Genomic DNA, 16,434 nt, shown 5'->3' on the forward strand with positions numbered 1-16,434 from the left:
TCAGCTGCCGGACGGCGCGTTGCTCAGATCCACTACGCAGAACAGATTGTCGTCCGGGTCGGCGAGGACCACGAAGTCCGGCTCGGGCGGGTAATGCGCCCAGTCGATCCGTTGTGCGCCCAGCCCGACAAGTCGTTCCACCTCGGCGCGCTGCTCGTCCGCGGTGTCGGTGTAGAGGTCCAGGTGCAGTCGCGGCTTCGGTTCGGTGGGCGACTCGCTGCGCATCAGGCCCAGCGCGTGCGCGCCGCCGGGGTGGGTCAGCGTCCGCCACGTCTCGCTCGCCCATTCCGGGTCCTCGACGAGCCCGAGCGCTTCAGACCAGAACCGCATAGCGCGTTCGACGTCGGCGACTCCGAGGACCGTTGTCCCGAGCCGCAGCATCAGGCGAGTTTTCCTTGTGCGTGCAGGTCGTCGAGGATCAGCTGCACCGTCGCCGACACCCGGTCGCGGTCGGCGTGGGCGAGCCAGCCGAACGACTCGATCTCGCTGCTCGGCTTCAGTTCGCCGGTGTAGTCCGCGGTGTAGCAAGTCATCCGCACCACGACACCGTCCGCTTTGCCGTGCGCCTGCGCTTCCCAGGCTCCGGCCAGCTGTGCGGACGCCGGATCCAGCGTGACGCTCAGCTCCTCGGCGATCTCCCGAACCAGCGTCTCGACGTCCGACTCGCCCTCTTCGCGTTTCCCGCCGGGCAGGTACCAGGTGTCCTTGCCCGCGGAACGCGCGGCGAGCAGCTTGCCGTCGACTACGTGCAGCCAGGCGACTTTGTCGATGGTGGGCATGTCCGCCACTCTACCTTCGCGCCCGCCGGTCGAGGTCCGAGAGCAGGATGCGCAGGAGATCGGCCAGCTGATCGCGTTCGGCCGGGGACAGTGCGGAGACCAGGGTTTCCTCGTGCTCCAGCAGATCTCCGACGGTTCGCTCGATCAGCTCGTGGCCGTCCTCGGTCAGCTCGACGTACACCCCGCGACGGTCCGAAGTGGACTTCACCCGGCGGACGTGGCCGTCGCGTTCGGCGCGGGCGGTCTGCTGGGAGATCGCGCCTGGGCTGACCCGGCAGCGTTTCGCGAGTTCGCCCGCGCTGAGCCGGTACGGCGGCCCGGCGCGGCGCAGCGTGCTGAGCAGGGTTCGGGTAGAGGCGTCCATCCCGAGCTCCAGCATCGTCGCGCGCCGGTCGTCTTCCAGCAGTTTCGCGATGTGCCAGATCCGCGTGATCACGCCGATGGACGACACCGGCGTGCCCGGCCGCTCTCGCCGCCACGCCTGCTGAATCTCGTCCACTTCGTCGCTTGACGGGTTTTCCCCGCCGCCGGTACCGTCGTCCACAAGAGGTACTTTAGCAATAAAGGACGTGGGGATGAATCGGGACGTAGTAGTGACCGGGGGCAGCACCGGAATCGGATACGCGACCGCCGCGGCGTTTGCCCGGGACGGCGATCGGGTCACGATCACCGGACGGCGCGAGGACGTGCTCACCGAGGCGGCGACGCTGCTCGGCGCGCGTGCGGTGAGCTTCGACGCGAGCGATCCCGAGGCGGTCGAGGCGGCGTGCGAACAGTTGCCGGAACGGGTCGACGTGCTCGTGAACAACGCTGGCGGCAACACGGATTTCCTGCGTTCCGACGGTTCGGGGCTGAAGGCGCTCGATGCTGCTTGGACGGCCAACATCCGGGCGAATCTGTTCTCCGCCGCGTTCGTGACGTCGGCGCTGGGGGAGCGACTGGCTGACCGCGGCCGCGTCGTCACCATCGGTTCGATCGCCGGGCACACCGGTGCTGAGTCGTACGGCTGGGCGAAAGCCGCGGTGGAAGTGTGGAATACCGAAACCGCTCGCCAATTCGGTCCGCGCGGGATCACCGCGAATATCGTCGCGCCGGGGTTGATCGTGGACACGGAATTCTTCCGCGGCAAGCTCTCCGCCGAACGTCAGGAGCGGCTGGTCGAGAGCACGATGACGAAACGCGCGGGCAAACCGGAGGACGTCGCCGAGGTGGTGCGTTTCCTGGCTTCCCCGGAGGCCGGACACGTCACCGGCCAGGTCGTGCACGTGAACGGCGGCGCGTACGTCGGCTGACCGCAAGGCCGGTAACTTTAGCTGCGTCCCCTACCTCAGCTGGGCGTCACACGCAGCACTTTGTCGTTGCTGCCGTTGGAAGTCGTCACGTACAGCGAGCCGTCCGGTCCGCTTCGGGCTGCTCGCAACCGGCCGAATTTGTCGTTGAATTCCGCGGGCAGTGTCACTCCGGTGACCTTCGCGGCGGCGTCCAGGTGCAGCAGCAAAAGCTTCTGTCCCTTCAACGCCACCACGACCAGCGCGCCTTCGTTCGCGCCCCACTGCTTGCCGGTGAGGAACGCGTCGCCGCTGGTCGCTTCGGTGATCTGGCCGGTGGTCCACAGTGGACGGACCGCGTCCGGGAACCGGGTGGTGTCGGTCATCGGCACGCTCTCGTCGTAGCTGGCATCAGTGCCGTCCTTCGACGGGTCCCAGCCGTAATTCCCGCCTGGTCGCAGGAGATTCACCTCGTCGTCGAACGCCGGTCCGTGTTCGGAGGTGACCACCTGCCCGGTGCCCGGCCGGATCGCGACACCCTGCACGTTCCGGTGGCCGTAGGTGTAGATCCGGCGTTCGTTCGGGTCCGCGGAAGACAGGAAAGGGTTGCCGGGCAACGGTTCCCCGGTCTTGGCGTCGATCCGCAGCACCTTGCCGCCGAGGCTGTGCCGGTCTTGGGCCACCGTGGACCGCGCGGTGTCGCCGGTGCCGACGAGCAGCGCGCCGTCGGGAGCGAGCGTCGGGCGGCAGCCGGAATGCCGTCCGCTCGGGTTCACCGGCAGACCGGTCAGCAGGTCGCGCACCTTGGCCGCGCTCGCGCCGTCGTCGGCGAGCCGCCAGGTGACGAGCCGGACGTCCACCGCGCGGCCGTTTTCCTGGTGGGTCTGGCAGGTGGTGAACTCGCGCGACGCCGCGAAGTCCGCCGCCAGGACCAGGCCCATCAGGCCGCCTTCGCCCCGCACGAGGACGTCGGAGAAATCGGCGCGCACGTCGGTCTTCCGGCCGTCGCGGATCAGCGCGAGCTTGCCGGGGCGCTGCGGCACGAGCAGCGATCCGTCGGGAAGGAAGGCGACGTCCCAGCCGTGTTCGAGGCCGTCCGCGACCTCCTGGACGGCGAACTTCCCGGGCTCGGCCGGAGCCGGGACGCTCGCCGGCGCGGCCGAGCAGGCGGCGAGCAGCAGCACTGGAGCGAGCAACGCGACGAGACGCATGGGTCCAGCATGCCCCGATTCAGCCGCCCGGACGTACCAATCCGGATTCATACGCGAACACGACCGCGTGCACCCGATCCCGCAGCCCGAGCTTGTTCAGCAACCGTCCGACGTGCGTCTTCACTGTCGTCTCGCCGATGAACAGCGTCCCGGCGATCTCGGTGTTCGACAATCCGCGGGCGATCAGGCCGAGCACGTCCTTCTCGCGTTCGGTCAGCGTCTCGAGTTTCTGCTCGTCCAGCGGCGTCCGGTGCGCGCTGAGATAGCGGTCGAGCAGGCGTTTCGTCACCGACGGCGACACCATCGCGTCGCCGCGCAGCACGCCGCGGATGGCCACCAGCATCTCGTCCGAAGGTGCGTCCTTGACCAGGAAGCCGCTGGCCCCGGCGCGAAGCGCGGAGTAGGCGTACTCGTCGAGGTCGAAGGTCGTGATCACCAGCACCGAGGTGTCCGGGAGTTCGGCGCAGATCTGCGCGGTGGCCGCGACGCCGTCGAGGACTGGCATCCGGACGTCCATCAGCACGAGGTCCGGCCGCCGCGCGCGGGCGAGTTCGACGGCTTCCGCGCCGTCGCCAGCCTCGGCGACCACCTCCAGGTCGGGCTGGCTGTCGACGATCATCCGCAGCCCGACGCGCACCAGTTCCTGGTCGTCGCAGATCAGCACGGACGTCATGCGGCGTCCGTCCGCAGCGTGGCCGAGACGCGGTAGCCGCCGTCCGGCAGCGCGCCGGTTTCGAGCCTGCCGTGGTACATCGCGACGCGCTGGGCCATGCCGGTGAGCCCGCGCCCGGACCCGGGCAGTCCCGCCGTGACCGGCTGGCGTCCGCCGGAGTTGGTGACTTCGACGTGGATTTCCGGACCGGCGAACGTGACCCGGACCCGGCCGGTCGCGTCGGACGGCGCGTGTTTGAGCATGTTGGTCAGGGCCTCCTGGACGATGCGGTACGCCTGAAGCGCGACACCGGCGGGCAGGTCGGCGATGTCGCCGTTGACTTCGAGGGTGACGTCGCGGCCGGACTGCTCGACAAGCGTGCGCAACTGATCGAGTGTCGGCTGCGGAGCGCGCGCGGGTTCGCCGGCGTGCATCACCTCCAACAGTCGGCGAAGCTCGGCGAGCGCGGAACGGCCGGTTTTGCTGATGGTGTCGAGCGTACGGTCGACAGCGTCCGGATCGTGATGGCGCGCGAGCTTCGCTCCTTCAGCGTTCAGGACGATCACGCTCATGCTGTGCGCGAGTACGTCGTGAAGCTCGCGCGCGATTCGTGTGCGCTCTTCGGCGACTGAAGCGCGACTGCGGGCCTGTTCCTCGGACGCCGCCAGTTCCGTTCTCAGTCGTTCTTCTTCGGCGAGTTGTTCCTTCGTGCGGAAGAACGCGCCGAGCGCCCAAGCCGCCAAGTACAGCGGCACTGCGCCGACGATGGTGAGCGTCGGGTTCAGGGTGTTGACGCCCCAAGTGAATCCCCAGAAAGTGTCCAGCCCGGCGACAGCTACCGCGAAGCCGATGAACCATCTGTCACCGACTTTAACGAGCGTGTACAGCATGACAGCCATCGCGAGGTCGCCACGGCCACGGTCATACGCCCATACCTCGTTCGTATAGACGACAGCTACCCCGATGAGGATCAGGAGCGCGACTGTGCGCGGATAACGGCGGCGCAGCAGCAGAGGCAGCAGAAACAGCATCGAAGCCATGCGGATCTGCCACGTGTCCTGATCCGCGATGTTGGGCCCGAAGGCGATAAAGACGGCGTACAGCGGCAAGTCCAGCAGCCAGCGCTGCTTGCGCCCCCACATGACCAGTCTCCGCACGAAACGAACGTAACGCGAGACCGTCGTCGCGCGCGTCGTTCCGGAGGATGGCCGGGGTCCTCCGAGCGAACGACTTTTCCCGCCGACCGAGCCGATCCGCGACGACCAGGCCGCTTCCTACCGTCGAAAACATGTCGATTACCAGGGAGTTCTTCCGGCACCCGATGCGAACCGGCGCGATCGCCGCCAGCTCGGCACGGCTGGCCGGAGTGATGACGGCAGGGCTGGGCATCGAGAGCGCGCACAGCGTCGTGGAGTTAGGGCCGGGAACGGGGGTGTTCACCGAAGTGCTGCTTCGCATGCTTCAGCGCGACGCGCACTTCACCGCAGTGGAAATCAACTCGCACCTCGTACAGGAGCTACGCGAACGTTTCCCGTCCCTGCGTATTGCGGAGGGCTCCGCAGAACACGTCGCTGCGTACGTGACGATGCCGGTCGACGTAGTTGTCTCCGGTCTGCCGTGGACAGCTATGCATGCCGCGCCCCAAGCCGCGGTATTGAACTCCGTCTGCGAGGTGCTTTCCCCACAAGGCCGCTTCACCACCTTCGCGTACGCGCACACCTCGTGGACACCGCCAGCGCGTCGCTTCGCACGGCTGCTGCGAAGCCGCTTCGCGGTTGTCGAACGCACCAGCGTGGTTTGGCGGAACCTGCCACCGGCGTACGTGTACCGCGCGGCCTTGCCGGTGCGGTCGGGACTGGACCGGTATGGACAGCCTGCTTCAGCCGCTTCTTGACGCTCCCGCGCCGCTCGTCTACCTGATCTGTGCGCTGGTGATCATGGCCGAGACCGCGCTGTTGCCCGGCATAGTGCTGCCGACGCTGTCCACCTTGCTGCTTATGGGTTTCCTTGTGCAGCGCGGGACTCTACAGCTGTGGCCAGCGCTCACGGTCTGCGTCGCGTCGGCGCTCGCGGGGGACCAGCTCGCGTACTGGGAGGGACGTCTGTGGGGCCCGAAGCTGCGTCGGTCGCGCGTAGGGCAGCGGATCGGCACCGCGAAGTGGGACAAGGCCGAAGCGACCGTCGCGCGTTATGGCGTGCCAGCCGTCGTCCTAGGGCGGTGCCTCGCTGGCGTACGCACTCTCGTGCCGCGCGTCGCGGGTTCTGCTGGGCTGTCGTACCGACGCTTCTTTGTCGGCAGCCTGTGTGCGTCGGTGCTGTGGGCGGGTGTGGAGTTGACGTTGGGTCAGGTCACCGGCTGGGTCGCGCCTTGAGCAGCTCGGCGGTCGAGGCGTCGGCGGGCAGGAAAGTTTCGAGGCTCAGCTCCGCGACGGTCACGTCGACCGCAGTAGCGAACTGCGTGATCGCGGTAAGCAGCCGAAGCTCGCCCGCCGAACTGGACAACTGCAATGGCACAGCGAACCCGAGGTGGTCACCCGACGGTTCACCAGGCGACGGCAGATAGCCGGTGAGTTCGTCCAACAGCGCCTGATGCCGTGGATCAGGCCCGTGCGCCAGACCACGACGCGGCCGTTCGAGCACGTGCTGCGCCCAATCAGCGAAATTCTGGATCCGCGGAGCCATCCCACGAGGGTGCAACGCCAGCCGCAGCACGTTGATCGGCGGTTCGAGCAGTTCCGCCGCGACGCCCTCGGTAAGCAGATCGAAGCCGTCATTAGCCGCGACGAGATCGCCGTAGCGATTCACGACCAGCGCCGGATACGGCTCGTGCCCGGCGAGCAGCGCGCGCAGCGACTCGAGCACCGGCGTCAGCGCGGGGTCGTCCAGCCGCGTTTCGGGGTAGACCGGCGCGTATCCGGCGGTCAGCAGCAGGGCGTTGCGCTCGCGCAGCGGCAGGCCGAGCGCCTCGGCGACCCGCACCACCATCCCGCGGCCGGGCAGCGAACGGCCGCGTTCCATGAAGCTGACGTGGCGTTGCGTCGTCCCGGCTTTCAGCGCTAGATCGAGCTGGCTGAGCCGACGGCGGGAACGGGCGTCGCGCAAGGCGTCGGCGAACGTGGTGGGCACCTGCGCGATTCTGGCCGAGGTTTCGGACGTCGGGCCATTCCCCGCAGGGAATTGCCGGGACGCCAGTCCGCGCTGGATCGTCGACGGCGTGGAATTCGGACTTCTTCTTCCTGCCGGACAGGCACAGCTCGAAGCAGGCGGCACCTCGCGTGCCCTCGTCGCGGTGGCCCGTGAAGCCGAACGGCTCGGGTTCGCGTCGATCTGGGCCGGTGACTCGCTTTCCCGGCCGCGGATCGAACCGCTCACCCTGCTCACCGCGGTGGCGCAGGCGACTGAACGCGTCACCGTCGGAACCGCCGTGCTGCTGCCCGCGCACCGCAATCCAGTGCAGACCGCGATGACGCTCGCCTCTGTCGACCTGATCTCCGAAGGACGCCTGGCAGTCGGCGTCGGCGCGGGTTTCCCCGGCTTCAGCGAGCGAGAGTTCGAGCTGTCCGGGGTTGATTTCCGGACGCGGTTCTCGCACCTGGACGACGTGGTCACGCTCTGGCGCGAACTGTGGACCGGGCAGCCGAGCTCGTTCCACGGCAAGGTCCTGAACTACGACTGGCTGCCGCCGGCGATCCGCCCCGCGCGCCCCGGCGGCCCGCCGATCTGGCTGGGCGGCGCGACGCCAGCCGCGCTTCGCCGTACCGCGCTGCGCTACGACGGCTGGCTCCCGTACCCACCGGATCCCGCTGATTACGCGTCCGGCCTCGCGACGATCCGCGCCGCGACCGATCGCCCGGTCACCCCGTCGCTGTTCCTGACCGTCTACGTCGACCCCGACCCGCGCCGCGGCCAGCGCGTCCTGGAGGACTACGCGCAGGCGACGTATCAACGGTCGTTGGCGCAGATCAGCACCATCCAGGCGACCGTGACCGGCCCGATCGAGGAAGTGGCGGCGACCGTGCGCCGATACGCCGAGGCCGGAGCGGAGCACGTGCTGCTGCGCGTCGGCTCCCTGGAACCCGGTGCGGTCGAGCGGCAGCTGCCCCTGTTGGCGGAGGTGATCGCCGGGGAGCGGAAACCTGTCGGTGCCGCGACGTAGGCTGGGATGGTGACCGACGCTGTACTGTCCGGACTCCTCCAAGCCATCCTTCCCGACCCGGCGCTGCGCGGCGTTGTCGAGCGCGCCGGCGCCCCGCTGCTCGAACTGCAAGGCGCTGTCGCCGTACGGCAGCTCGTGGCCGCCGCGCTGGCCGAAGACCCCGAGCGCGGCGGCGCGGGCCGTCCGGTGCTGGCTGTCACCGCCACCGGGCGCGAAGCCGACGAGCTGACCGCGTCGCTCAGCGCGCTGCTCGGCCCCGATCGCGTGGCCGACTTCCCGTCCTGGGAGACGCTGCCGCACGAGCGCCTTTCGCCGCGCGCGGACACCGTCGGGCGGCGGCTGGAAGTGCTGCACCGGCTGCACACCGGCGACGAGGAACTGCGGGTCGTGGTCGCGACCGTGCGCAGCCTCATCCAGCCGATGGCCCCCGGGCTCGGGTCGCTCGCGCCGATCGACCTGGTCGTCGGCGAGGAGCAGAGCTTCGAGGACCTGCTCGAACGGCTTGTCGAGCTGGCGTACACGCGCGTGGACATGGTCGAGAAGCGCGGCGAGTTCGCGGTCCGCGGCGGCATCCTCGACCTGTTCGGGCCCACCGCGCAGCATCCGGTCCGCGTCGAGTTCTGGGGCGACGAGGTCAGCGAGATCCGCGCGTTCGCGGTGTCCGACCAGCGTTCGCTGCCCGGCGAGATCCAGCGGGTCACCGCGCCGCCGTGCCGCGAGCTGCTGCTCACGCCGGACGTCAAGGCGCGCGCGGCGGAGCTGGCCACCACATACGAGGCCGATGCGCACCTGGCCGAAATGCTCACCAAGCTGTCCGGCGGCATCCCGGTCGAGGGCATGGAGGCGCTCATCCCGGTGCTCTGCGAGGGCGAGCTCGCCCTGCTCACCGACTCCATGCCCCGCGGCGGCCACGTGCTGCTGGCCGATCCGGAGAAGATCCGCGCCCGCGCGGCCGACCTCGTCCGCACCGGGCAGGAGTTCCTCGAAGCCTCCTGGACCACGGCCGCGGCGGGCGGGCAGGCCCCGATCGACCTCGGCGCGTCGGCGTACCGCGAGCTGTCCGAGATCGCCGCGCACGCGCAGGACACCAAGCGCCCGTGGTGGACGCTCACCCAGCTGACCAGCGAAGACCCGGACGTCTACCGCGTCGGCATCGAGCCCGCGCCCGCCTACCGGGGCGAGCTGGAACGCGCGATGACCGACCTGCGCGCGCACCTCGCGTCCGGCGGCACCGGCGTGCTCGTCGTCGCCGGACAGGGCACCGCCAGCCGCGCGGTCGAGCAGCTGATGGCGGCCGAGGTCCCGGCGAAGCACGCCGAGGTGCTCGCCGACGTGCCGCCCGCCGGGGTCGTCACGGTCACCTGCGGCGGGCTCGCGGAGGGCTTCGTCTCGCCGGAGCGCGCGCTCGTGGTGCTGTCCGAGGCGGACCTGACCGGCCGCGGCGCCACCGCTGGATCGTCCACAAAGGACTTGAACACGAAGATGCCGTCGCGGCGTCGCGGCGCGGTCGACCCGCTGGCGCTCAAAGCGGGCGACTACGTGGTGCACGACCAGCACGGCATCGGCCGGTTCGTGGAGATGGTGCAGCGCACGGTCGCCGGCGCGACCCGCGAGTACCTGCTGCTGGAGTACGCCTCGTCCAAGCGCGGCCAGCCCGGCGACCGGCTGTTCGTGCCCACCGACCAGCTCGACGAGGTGTCGCGCTACGTCGGCGGCGAACTGCCCACGCTCAACAAGCTCGGCGGCTCGGACTGGAAGAACACCAAGGCACGCGCCAAAAAAGCGGTCAAGGAGATCGCCGCCGAGCTGGTGCAGCTCTACGCCGCCCGCCAGGCTGCGCCCGGGCACGCGTTCGGCCAGGACACGCCGTGGCAGTCCGAGCTGGAAGACGCGTTCCCGTTCACCGAGACCAACGACCAGCTCGCGGCCATCGACGAGGTCAAGGCGGACATGGAGCGCGGCGTCCCGATGGACCGCGTGATCTGCGGCGACGTCGGCTACGGCAAGACCGAGATCGCGGTGCGCGCGGCGTTCAAGGCGGTGCAGGACGGCAAACAGGTGGCCGTGCTCGTGCCGACCACGCTGCTCGCGCAGCAGCACCTGAACACGTTCACCGAGCGCATGCGGTCGTTCCCGGTCACCATCAAGGGCCTTTCGCGGTTCACGCACAAGGCCGAATCGGACCGGATTCTCGAACAGCTCGCCGACGGCGAGGTCGACATCGTCATCGGCACGCACCGGCTGCTGCAGACCGGCGTCCGCTACAAGGATCTCGGCCTCGTGATCGTCGACGAGGAACAGCGGTTCGGCGTGGAGCACAAGGAACACATCAAGTCGCTGCGCACGCACGTCGACGTGCTCACCATGTCGGCGACGCCGATCCCGCGCACGCTGGAGATGTCGATGGCGGGCATCCGCGAGATGTCGACCATCCTCACCCCGCCGGAAGACCGGCACCCGATCCTGACTTACGTCGGCGCGTACGACGACAAGCAGGTCGGCGCCGCGGTCCGGCGCGAGCTGCTGCGCGACGGCCAGGTGTTCTACGTGCACAACCGGGTGTCGTCGATCGAGAAGGCGGCGAAGCGGATCCGCGAGATGGTGCCGGAGGCGCGTGTCGTCACCGCGCACGGCCAGATGAACGAGGACAAGCTCGAAAAGATCATCCAGGGTTTCTGGGAGAACGAGTACGACGTCCTCGTCTGCACCACGATCGTCGAGACCGGCCTGGACATCTCCAACGCCAACACGCTGATCGTGGAACGCGGCGACATGCTCGGCCTCGCCCAGTTGCACCAGCTGCGCGGCCGCGTCGGACGTGGCCGCGAACGCGGGTACGCGTACTTCCTCTACCCGCCGGAAGCGCCGCTCACCGAGACCGCGCACGACCGGCTCGCCACCATCGCGCAGAACACCGAACTCGGCGCGGGCATGGCGGTCGCGATGAAGGACCTGGAAATCCGCGGCGCGGGCAACATCCTCGGCGCGGAACAGTCCGGGCACATCGCGGGCGTCGGGTTCGACCTGTACGTCCGGCTGGTCGGCGAAGCGGTCGAAGCGTTCCGGCGGCACGCGGGCGCGGAGCCGGCGGAGGACGAGGAACTGGCCGAAGTCCGCGTCGACCTGCCGGTGGACGCGCACATCCCGCACGACTACGTCCCCGGCGAACGGCTGCGGCTGGAGGCGTACCGCAAGATCGCGTCGGCCCCGGACACCGCGGCGCTGGACGCGGTTCGCGAGGAACTGGTCGACCGCTACGGCCAGCCGCCCGCCCCGGTCACGCGGCTCCTCGCGGTCGCCGCGTTCCGGCACACCTGCCGGGCCGCGGGCGTCACCGAGGTCGCGGTGCAGGGCAACACGATCCGGTTCGCGCCGCTGCCGTTGATGGACTCGCAGCTGGTGCGGCTGAAACGCTTGTACCCCAAGGCGTTGTACAAGGCGGTCACCAGCACCGTGTCGGTGCCGAAGCCGACCGAAGGCCCGGCAGGCGGCCGCATGGGCGCGCCGGTGCTGCGGGATCAGGAGCTGCTCGACTGGTGCACGAAGCTGTTGGCCCAGCTGACGAAAACCCCGGCGGCGGTGTGAGCGCTGGGGCATAGGCCACGCACCACCGCCGGACATCGGCCACGGCCGCGGCATAACTGACCGGATCGGCTGTGCCACGCCATTGCGGTACGAAATCGGATGCTCGCGGAGATCTCGATGGCGAAGTACTGCCGCGCCCCTCGGTCACGATGGCGAAGTACTGCCGCGCCCGCTCGGTCGTGACGCGCTTTTCGTGGCCGACCGGGAGACGGTTCAGTTCGCCGGGCAAACCTCGAACCCCGGCGGTTGCGCCGTAGCCAGCCGCAACGACACCTCCTCCTCCGGCGTCGGCAACGCACCGCAGCCGGACATCGGCAACGGCCGGGGACGCCGCGGCACGCGAGCCCCCGAACCGCCGCCGCGACCTGGGTACACGAGCAGCCCGCGTTCCGGATCCGGCACCGCGTCGAGAGCGGCGGTCACCGCGGGCAGGCTCCGGAAGCGGTCCCGTTTCTCTTCCGAGGAAAACTCGATCTCCAGCGTCACGCCCCAGTGGTGGACGTGCCACGTCCACTGCTCGGCGCCGTTGGTCAGCGCGGCCTCGGTCAGCCGGTCGCCGTGAGCGCGTTGCCACGCGCTCGCCGCGAAGGCCCCGTCGAGGACTTCGATCGACAACCAAGAGTCCATATGTCGACAATAGCCCGCTGAATGCCTCGATGGTGTTGCGTTTCGAGGGCATGTGAGAGGGTAGGGCCTGTGATGCGGATCATGGGGCGCCGCCGTGCGCTGGGCGCCGTTCTCGCCGGAGCTTTCCTTCTCGCCGGATGCGGTACCGGCCCCAGTCAGGTGGGCACCGCCGCGGTCGTCGACGGTCAGGTCACCACCATCGACCAGGTTCAGGCCCTGCTCGACCGCGCCGTGCAGGAGCAGCCGTACGCCCGGCAGCTCGCCACGCGGCACCAGCTCGACCTGGTCGGGCGCGAGATCGTCCGGCAGAAGCTGCTGCACGAGGTCGTCGTGAAGGCCGCGCGGAAGGAAGGCATTTCGGTCGACGAGGCCACCGTCACCGAAGCCATGCAACAAGATCCGCTCGCGTCGCCGGTGCCCGAGGCCGTCACGCAGGACCAGTCCGCGGCCGTGACCCAGCTCGTCTGGCGGCTGCGCGATCACCGCGAGGCCGTCACCGATCAGTATCTGCAGCAGCGGATCGCGCTGAAGTACCTGCCGACGCTCGCGGTGAACTTCGACTACACCAGCATCGGCGCGCCGACCTCGGAGAGCCAGGCCCCGTCGATCGACCCGAAGGTCGCGCGCGGCCAGGCCATCGCCAAGGCCGAGGAGTACGCGGCCAACCCGGGCGCGATCCAGTCCGACATCCGCGGCGGCGCGCAGGGCAACGTCGGCCAGCAGGCCCCCGCGCTGTCCTCGCCGCAGGACGCCGCGACCGTGCTGTTCGGCGTCCCCGCGAACACCGCGATCGCGTTCCAGCCGAACCCGGCGAGCGCGCCGACCTGGTGGGTCACCGCCGTGGTGCGGAAGCGGTCGACCGACGCGAAGGTCGCCACCGACCAGGTCCAGCAGCCGACCGCGGCCCAGCTGGGCGCGATCGGCGTGCGGATGCTTCAGCCGTATGTCGGCAACGTGGACTTCAAAATCAACCCGCGCTACGGCGTGTGGGACGCAGTCGGCATGAACCTCGCCCCGAGCGCGGCCGAGGTCACCGGCGTGGCCGTGCCGCTGCGCGGCGGCGGTGCCCCGGCGCAGCAGTGACCGGCACCGTAGTCCTGGTCCACGGCGCGACCCTGCCCGCGGCCGCATTGCCCCTGCTTCGCACTAATGCGGTGTACGCCGCGACCGACGTCGATGCTGCGCAGTTCGGCGTTCCGCCAGTGGGCCAATCTTTCGCGGACATCGTCCTGCTCGCCGCTTCCCGCGCAGAACCGACCGCTGCCGCGATGCTCGCCGCCGGCGCGCAACTGATCGAAACCCCCGTGCCCCCGCTCGTGGAAGCGGTCGAGGTCATGGACCGCCTGCGCTCCCCGGGCGGCTGCCCCTGGGACGCCCGGCAGACGCACGAATCCCTGCGGCAGTACCTGGTCGAGGAAACGTACGAACTGCTGGAAGCCATCGAGGACAACGACCGCGCCGCCTTGCGCGAGGAGTTGGGCGACGTCCTCCTGCAAGTCCTGTTCCACGCCCGCGTCGCAGCGGAGCACGGCCGCGCCCCCTTCACCATCGACGACGTCGCGGGCGACTTGGTGGACAAGCTGGTAGGCCGCCACCCCAACGTCTTCGCCGACGCGGCCCGCATCGCGACGGCCGAGCACCAGGAACTGAAGTGGGAAGAGCTTAAGCAGGCCGAGAAGCAGCGTAAGTCCATTGTGGATGGTGTTGCGCTGGGTCAGCCCGCCGTCGCTTTGGCCGGAAAACTAGGCCAGCGCAGCGGCCGGGCCGGGATCCCGCTGGACCTGTTCCCGCAGGACTCCTCGGCCCCCGCCCAGCTGTTCCGTACCGCGGCGACCGCCCGCCGCGGCGGGTTGGATCCGGAGGGCGAGCTTCGTGCGGTCGCGAAGCAGTTCGCCCGCGACATCCGCGCGGCGGAGATCGCGGCTCGGAAGGCCGGGGTTGAACCGGCGACGCTGGAGGCTGAGGGCTGGCGGAAGTTCTGGCCGTCGGCTTAGTCGGTTTCGCTGCTTGGGTTTCTGTCGCGTGCTCGGTTGACGGCTGGGTGAAGTTCGAGCTTGCCGCATGTCTTCTCGGTCGATGTCGAGTCCGTGCTCGCCGCCCGTATTCCGCGTGTCACTGCGCTTTGCGCTAGGCGTTTCGCGGAGCGCCATGCACTCGCGTTCGTCGTCGTTCCTGGCGCTGACGGGCACTTTCGCTTCGCCCGACAGTCGCGTCGAACCAGCGGCTTCCTGCTCATCACCCGTGCCGGTGTTTAGCTTCGCGACCCGCTCACGCTTTCGTCCGCTGACTCTCACTGCCCTGCGGACGTTGACCGCTCTCCGTGCCGTGTCTCAGCTGCGCCGCCTTGCATGACGTGCAGCCACTTCGTCCGATTGACGGGCTGCCCCATTCATCCACGCCCCGCCGTCTCCCCATCGCGATTGCCCCCGGCGGTCAGCACTCGTGCGTTCGCGCCGCGCTGAGGCTCGGCGCTCTCCCATCGCTCAAAGCCCGTGCCTCTGCGTTGCCTCCGTCCTCGCGCCCCTCGGATTGGCCGCTTCGCCCGTCGACTCTCGCTGCCCGTTTCTTTGTCCCGTGCCTCGGCCACGCGGCTTTGCCTGACCCCGCCGCCCTCACTCGATGGACGGAGCCCCACCCATCCGCCCACGCACCCCCTGTCGTCCGGGCACGATTGCCCTCGATGCCCGAACCGCCCCGACTCCGCAAATGTGATCCACATCACTCGCTCATGAGAACCAGAAGCGCGGAGGTGGCGTCTTGCCTGGTGTGAGACACAAGCCACCCAGGGAGCCGGACGAGGAGCACCTCCTCCGGCGCACCGCCCGCGGTGACCGTGCGGCGTTCGAAGAGCTCTACCGCCGCACGTCGCCGTGGCTCGCGATTCGCCTGCGGCACCGCTGTTCCGACGACCAGATCGTCTTGGAGGTGATGCAGGAGACCTACCTGGCCGTGTGGCGCGCCGCGGGTTCGTTCGCGGGCGTCGTCGCCGGCGGCTCCGCTGTGGGCTGGGTGTGGACGATCGCGGTGCGGCGGCTCATCGACGCCTATCGGCGGCGCGCGCACCACGCGCATCCGCCTCCCGCGGCGCAGGAGGCGCTGTCCGCACCGGCTGCCGAGGAGGAGGCGCTCGCCGGCACGGTCGGCGATTCGGTGGGCGACGCATTGCGCAGCCTCGCGCCGGAGCTGCGCGACGTCCTGCAAGCCATGGTGCTCGACGGATTGTCGGTCCGGGAGACCGCGATCCTGCTGGACCTGCCGGAGGGCACGGTCAAAACCCGGGCCCGCCGTGCCCGGATCGCGATGCGGGAGGCGTTGTCGTGAAACCAGGAGTGGCCGGAGAAGGTCAAGCCATGAACCACGTATCCGACCGGATGCTCGCCGATTACGTCGCCGGTCGCGCACTGCCGGGGGACGAGGCATGGGCGATCGAAGGGCACCTGGAGAAGTGCGCGCAATGCCGGGCGCGGCTCGCCGGCGCGTCCACCGCCGAGGTGGCCGGTCTGCTCGACACCGTCTGGGCCGGGCTGGAGCCGGACCTCGCGCACGCACCGCAGCCGATGCCGCGCCGGGCCGCGAGATTGCTGCATTGCTGGGCGACCCCGGTGATGGTGCCGTGGCTGGTGATGGTCCTCGTGGTCGGCGCGCTGTCGGTCTACCTCGACCGGTCACTGCACGACGGGCTGTCGTTCGTGCAGTTGCTTTCCCCGGTACTGCCGGTCTTCGGGGTGGCGGCGGCGTGGTCGCGCGGGCTGGATCCGTCGTACGAACTCACCGCGGCCACCCCGCGAGCCGGGCTGGAGCTGATCCTGCGGCGGACCACTGCGGTCGTGGTGCCGGTGCTCGCGGTGCTGCTCCTCGCCGGATGGCTGGTCGGCGCGCGCATGGGGCTCGGGCTGCTGCCGAGTCTCGCGTTCACCACGGGGACCCTCGCGCTCGGCACGTTCATCGGCGTCGCCTGGGCTGCGTCGATCCTGATCGGCCTGTGGCTCGGCGCGCTGGTGGTGCCGAGCGTCGCGTTCGGGGGCTCGGTACTGCTGGAGACCGCCGCCTGGCCGGGCTGGCTGGCGGCCGCTGTCGTCGCGGCGGTGTTCGTAGTGCTTCGCCGAAACACCTTCACGCAGCTTGCTGCGCATCACTGACGGAAACGAGAGGGGAC

At 69.5% G+C, this 16,434-nt stretch carries 17 protein-coding genes; 9 read left to right on the forward strand and 8 right to left on the reverse strand.

Features of this window, described 5'->3' with window-relative positions:
• From ACFORO_RS26970 to ACFORO_RS26980, 3 genes are read right to left on the reverse strand one after another with little or no spacing between them, the layout of a single operon-like run.
• Positions 1-381: a VOC family protein gene (locus ACFORO_RS26970; RefSeq protein WP_377869218.1), complete on the reverse strand. Its 381-nt coding sequence runs from the start codon at positions 379-381 to the stop codon at positions 1-3.
• A complete protein-coding gene (locus tag ACFORO_RS26975) occupies positions 381-779 on the reverse strand; it encodes an NUDIX hydrolase (RefSeq protein WP_354743669.1) in 399 nt (132 codons plus the stop codon). Before ACFORO_RS26975 ends, ACFORO_RS26970 begins: the two co-directional genes overlap by 1 nt.
• Before the next feature lie 10 nt (positions 780-789).
• Entirely contained in the window at positions 790-1,323 is a 534-nt protein-coding gene (locus ACFORO_RS26980; protein ID WP_377869219.1) for a MarR family winged helix-turn-helix transcriptional regulator, read from the reverse strand.
• 31 nt (positions 1,324-1,354) lie between these two features.
• Between ACFORO_RS26980 and ACFORO_RS26985 the strand changes: the two genes are divergently transcribed.
• Entirely contained in the window at positions 1,355-2,071 is a 717-nt protein-coding gene (locus ACFORO_RS26985) for an SDR family NAD(P)-dependent oxidoreductase (protein ID WP_377869220.1), read from the forward strand.
• A 35-nt stretch (positions 2,072-2,106) separates the two neighbouring features.
• Here ACFORO_RS26985 and ACFORO_RS26990 read toward each other — a convergent pair whose 3' ends face one another.
• From ACFORO_RS26990 to ACFORO_RS27000, 3 genes are read right to left on the reverse strand one after another with little or no spacing between them, the layout of a single operon-like run.
• Positions 2,107-3,258, reverse strand: coding sequence for a PQQ-dependent sugar dehydrogenase (locus tag ACFORO_RS26990; RefSeq protein ID WP_377869221.1), 1,152 nt, complete (start codon positions 3,256-3,258; stop codon positions 2,107-2,109).
• 19 nt (positions 3,259-3,277) lie between these two features.
• The gene (locus ACFORO_RS26995) at positions 3,278-3,931 is read right to left on the reverse strand and encodes a response regulator (RefSeq protein ID WP_037820214.1); all 654 of its coding nucleotides are present in this window, start codon (positions 3,929-3,931) and stop codon (positions 3,278-3,280) included.
• Positions 3,928-5,052, reverse strand: coding sequence for a sensor histidine kinase (locus tag ACFORO_RS27000; RefSeq protein WP_377869305.1), 1,125 nt, complete (start codon positions 5,050-5,052; stop codon positions 3,928-3,930). The genes ACFORO_RS26995 and ACFORO_RS27000 overlap by 4 nt, the downstream gene beginning before the upstream one ends.
• Before the next feature lie 146 nt (positions 5,053-5,198).
• Here ACFORO_RS27000 and ACFORO_RS27005 point away from each other — a divergent pair, with 146 nt between their 5' ends.
• Together ACFORO_RS27005 and ACFORO_RS27010 are read left to right on the forward strand one after the other, a co-directional pair.
• The gene (locus tag ACFORO_RS27005) at positions 5,199-5,804 is read left to right on the forward strand and encodes a class I SAM-dependent methyltransferase (RefSeq protein WP_377869222.1); all 606 of its coding nucleotides are present in this window, start codon (positions 5,199-5,201) and stop codon (positions 5,802-5,804) included.
• Positions 5,776-6,282 carry a DedA family protein gene (locus ACFORO_RS27010; RefSeq protein ID WP_377869223.1) on the forward strand — a complete coding sequence of 169 codons (507 nt, stop codon included), beginning with the start codon at positions 5,776-5,778 and terminating at the stop codon, positions 6,280-6,282. Before ACFORO_RS27005 ends, ACFORO_RS27010 begins: the two co-directional genes overlap by 29 nt.
• Here the strand turns inward: ACFORO_RS27010 and ACFORO_RS27015 are convergent.
• Positions 6,260-7,036, reverse strand: a complete 777-nt coding sequence (locus ACFORO_RS27015) for an MmyB family transcriptional regulator (RefSeq protein WP_377869224.1) — start codon at positions 7,034-7,036, stop codon at positions 6,260-6,262. The two genes, ACFORO_RS27010 and ACFORO_RS27015, sit on opposite strands and share 23 nt — an antisense overlap.
• Between ACFORO_RS27015 and ACFORO_RS27020 the strand changes: the two genes are divergently transcribed.
• On the forward strand, positions 7,026-8,066 hold the full coding sequence (locus tag ACFORO_RS27020) for an LLM class flavin-dependent oxidoreductase (RefSeq protein ID WP_446681587.1): 1,041 nt from the start codon (positions 7,026-7,028) through the stop codon (positions 8,064-8,066). The genes ACFORO_RS27015 and ACFORO_RS27020 overlap by 11 nt on opposite strands.
• A gap of 6 nt (positions 8,067-8,072) precedes the next feature.
• Positions 8,073-11,651: a transcription-repair coupling factor gene (gene mfd, locus ACFORO_RS27025; RefSeq protein WP_377869225.1), complete on the forward strand. Its 3,579-nt coding sequence runs from the start codon at positions 8,073-8,075 to the stop codon at positions 11,649-11,651.
• A gap of 213 nt (positions 11,652-11,864) precedes the next feature.
• Here the strand turns inward: mfd and ACFORO_RS27030 are convergent, their stop codons facing one another.
• Complete coding sequence (locus tag ACFORO_RS27030; protein WP_354743685.1) at positions 11,865-12,278, reverse strand: hypothetical protein; 414 nt, start codon at positions 12,276-12,278, stop codon at positions 11,865-11,867.
• Positions 12,279-12,359: 81 nt separating this feature from the next.
• Between ACFORO_RS27030 and ACFORO_RS27035 the strand changes: the two genes are divergently transcribed.
• From ACFORO_RS27035 to ACFORO_RS27050, 4 genes are all read left to right on the forward strand, one after another.
• Positions 12,360-13,361, forward strand: coding sequence for a hypothetical protein (locus ACFORO_RS27035; protein ID WP_377869226.1), 1,002 nt, complete (start codon positions 12,360-12,362; stop codon positions 13,359-13,361).
• Complete coding sequence (locus tag ACFORO_RS27040; RefSeq protein ID WP_377869227.1) at positions 13,358-14,272, forward strand: MazG family protein; 915 nt, start codon at positions 13,358-13,360, stop codon at positions 14,270-14,272. The genes ACFORO_RS27035 and ACFORO_RS27040 overlap by 4 nt, the downstream gene beginning before the upstream one ends.
• 772 nt (positions 14,273-15,044) lie before the next feature.
• On the forward strand, positions 15,045-15,599 hold the full coding sequence (locus ACFORO_RS27045; protein ID WP_377869307.1) for an RNA polymerase sigma factor: 555 nt from the start codon (positions 15,045-15,047) through the stop codon (positions 15,597-15,599).
• A gap of 29 nt (positions 15,600-15,628) precedes the next feature.
• Positions 15,629-16,417: a zf-HC2 domain-containing protein gene (locus tag ACFORO_RS27050; RefSeq protein ID WP_377869228.1), complete on the forward strand. Its 789-nt coding sequence runs from the start codon at positions 15,629-15,631 to the stop codon at positions 16,415-16,417.
• Positions 16,418-16,434: the final 17 nt, after the last annotated feature.

Source organism: Amycolatopsis halotolerans (assembly GCF_042647905.1).
GTDB lineage: Bacteria > Actinomycetota > Actinomycetes > Mycobacteriales > Pseudonocardiaceae > Amycolatopsis > Amycolatopsis halotolerans.

Excerpts from the sequence above, each read along its gene's own strand:
- ACFORO_RS26970 (WP_377869218.1), bottom strand. The coding sequence starts at position 381 with ATGCTGCGGCTCGGGACAACGGTCCTCGGAGTCGCCGACGTCGAACGC.
- ACFORO_RS26975 (WP_354743669.1), bottom strand. The coding sequence starts at position 779 with ATGCCCACCATCGACAAAGTCGCCTGGCTGCACGTAGTCGACGGCAAG.
- ACFORO_RS26985 (WP_377869220.1), top strand. The coding sequence starts at position 1,355 with ATGAATCGGGACGTAGTAGTGACCGGGGGCAGCACCGGAATCGGATAC.
- ACFORO_RS26990 (WP_377869221.1), bottom strand. The coding sequence starts at position 3,258 with ATGCGTCTCGTCGCGTTGCTCGCTCCAGTGCTGCTGCTCGCCGCCTGC.
- ACFORO_RS26995 (WP_037820214.1), bottom strand. The coding sequence starts at position 3,931 with ATGACGTCCGTGCTGATCTGCGACGACCAGGAACTGGTGCGCGTCGGG.
- ACFORO_RS27000 (WP_377869305.1), bottom strand. The coding sequence starts at position 5,052 with ATGTGGGGGCGCAAGCAGCGCTGGCTGCTGGACTTGCCGCTGTACGCC.
- ACFORO_RS27005 (WP_377869222.1), top strand. The coding sequence starts at position 5,199 with ATGTCGATTACCAGGGAGTTCTTCCGGCACCCGATGCGAACCGGCGCG.
- ACFORO_RS27010 (WP_377869223.1), top strand. The coding sequence starts at position 5,776 with ATGGACAGCCTGCTTCAGCCGCTTCTTGACGCTCCCGCGCCGCTCGTC.
- mfd (WP_377869225.1), top strand. The coding sequence starts at position 8,073 with ATGGTGACCGACGCTGTACTGTCCGGACTCCTCCAAGCCATCCTTCCC.
- ACFORO_RS27030 (WP_354743685.1), bottom strand. The coding sequence starts at position 12,278 with ATGGACTCTTGGTTGTCGATCGAAGTCCTCGACGGGGCCTTCGCGGCG.
- ACFORO_RS27035 (WP_377869226.1), top strand. The coding sequence starts at position 12,360 with ATGGGGCGCCGCCGTGCGCTGGGCGCCGTTCTCGCCGGAGCTTTCCTT.
- ACFORO_RS27050 (WP_377869228.1), top strand. The coding sequence starts at position 15,629 with ATGAACCACGTATCCGACCGGATGCTCGCCGATTACGTCGCCGGTCGC.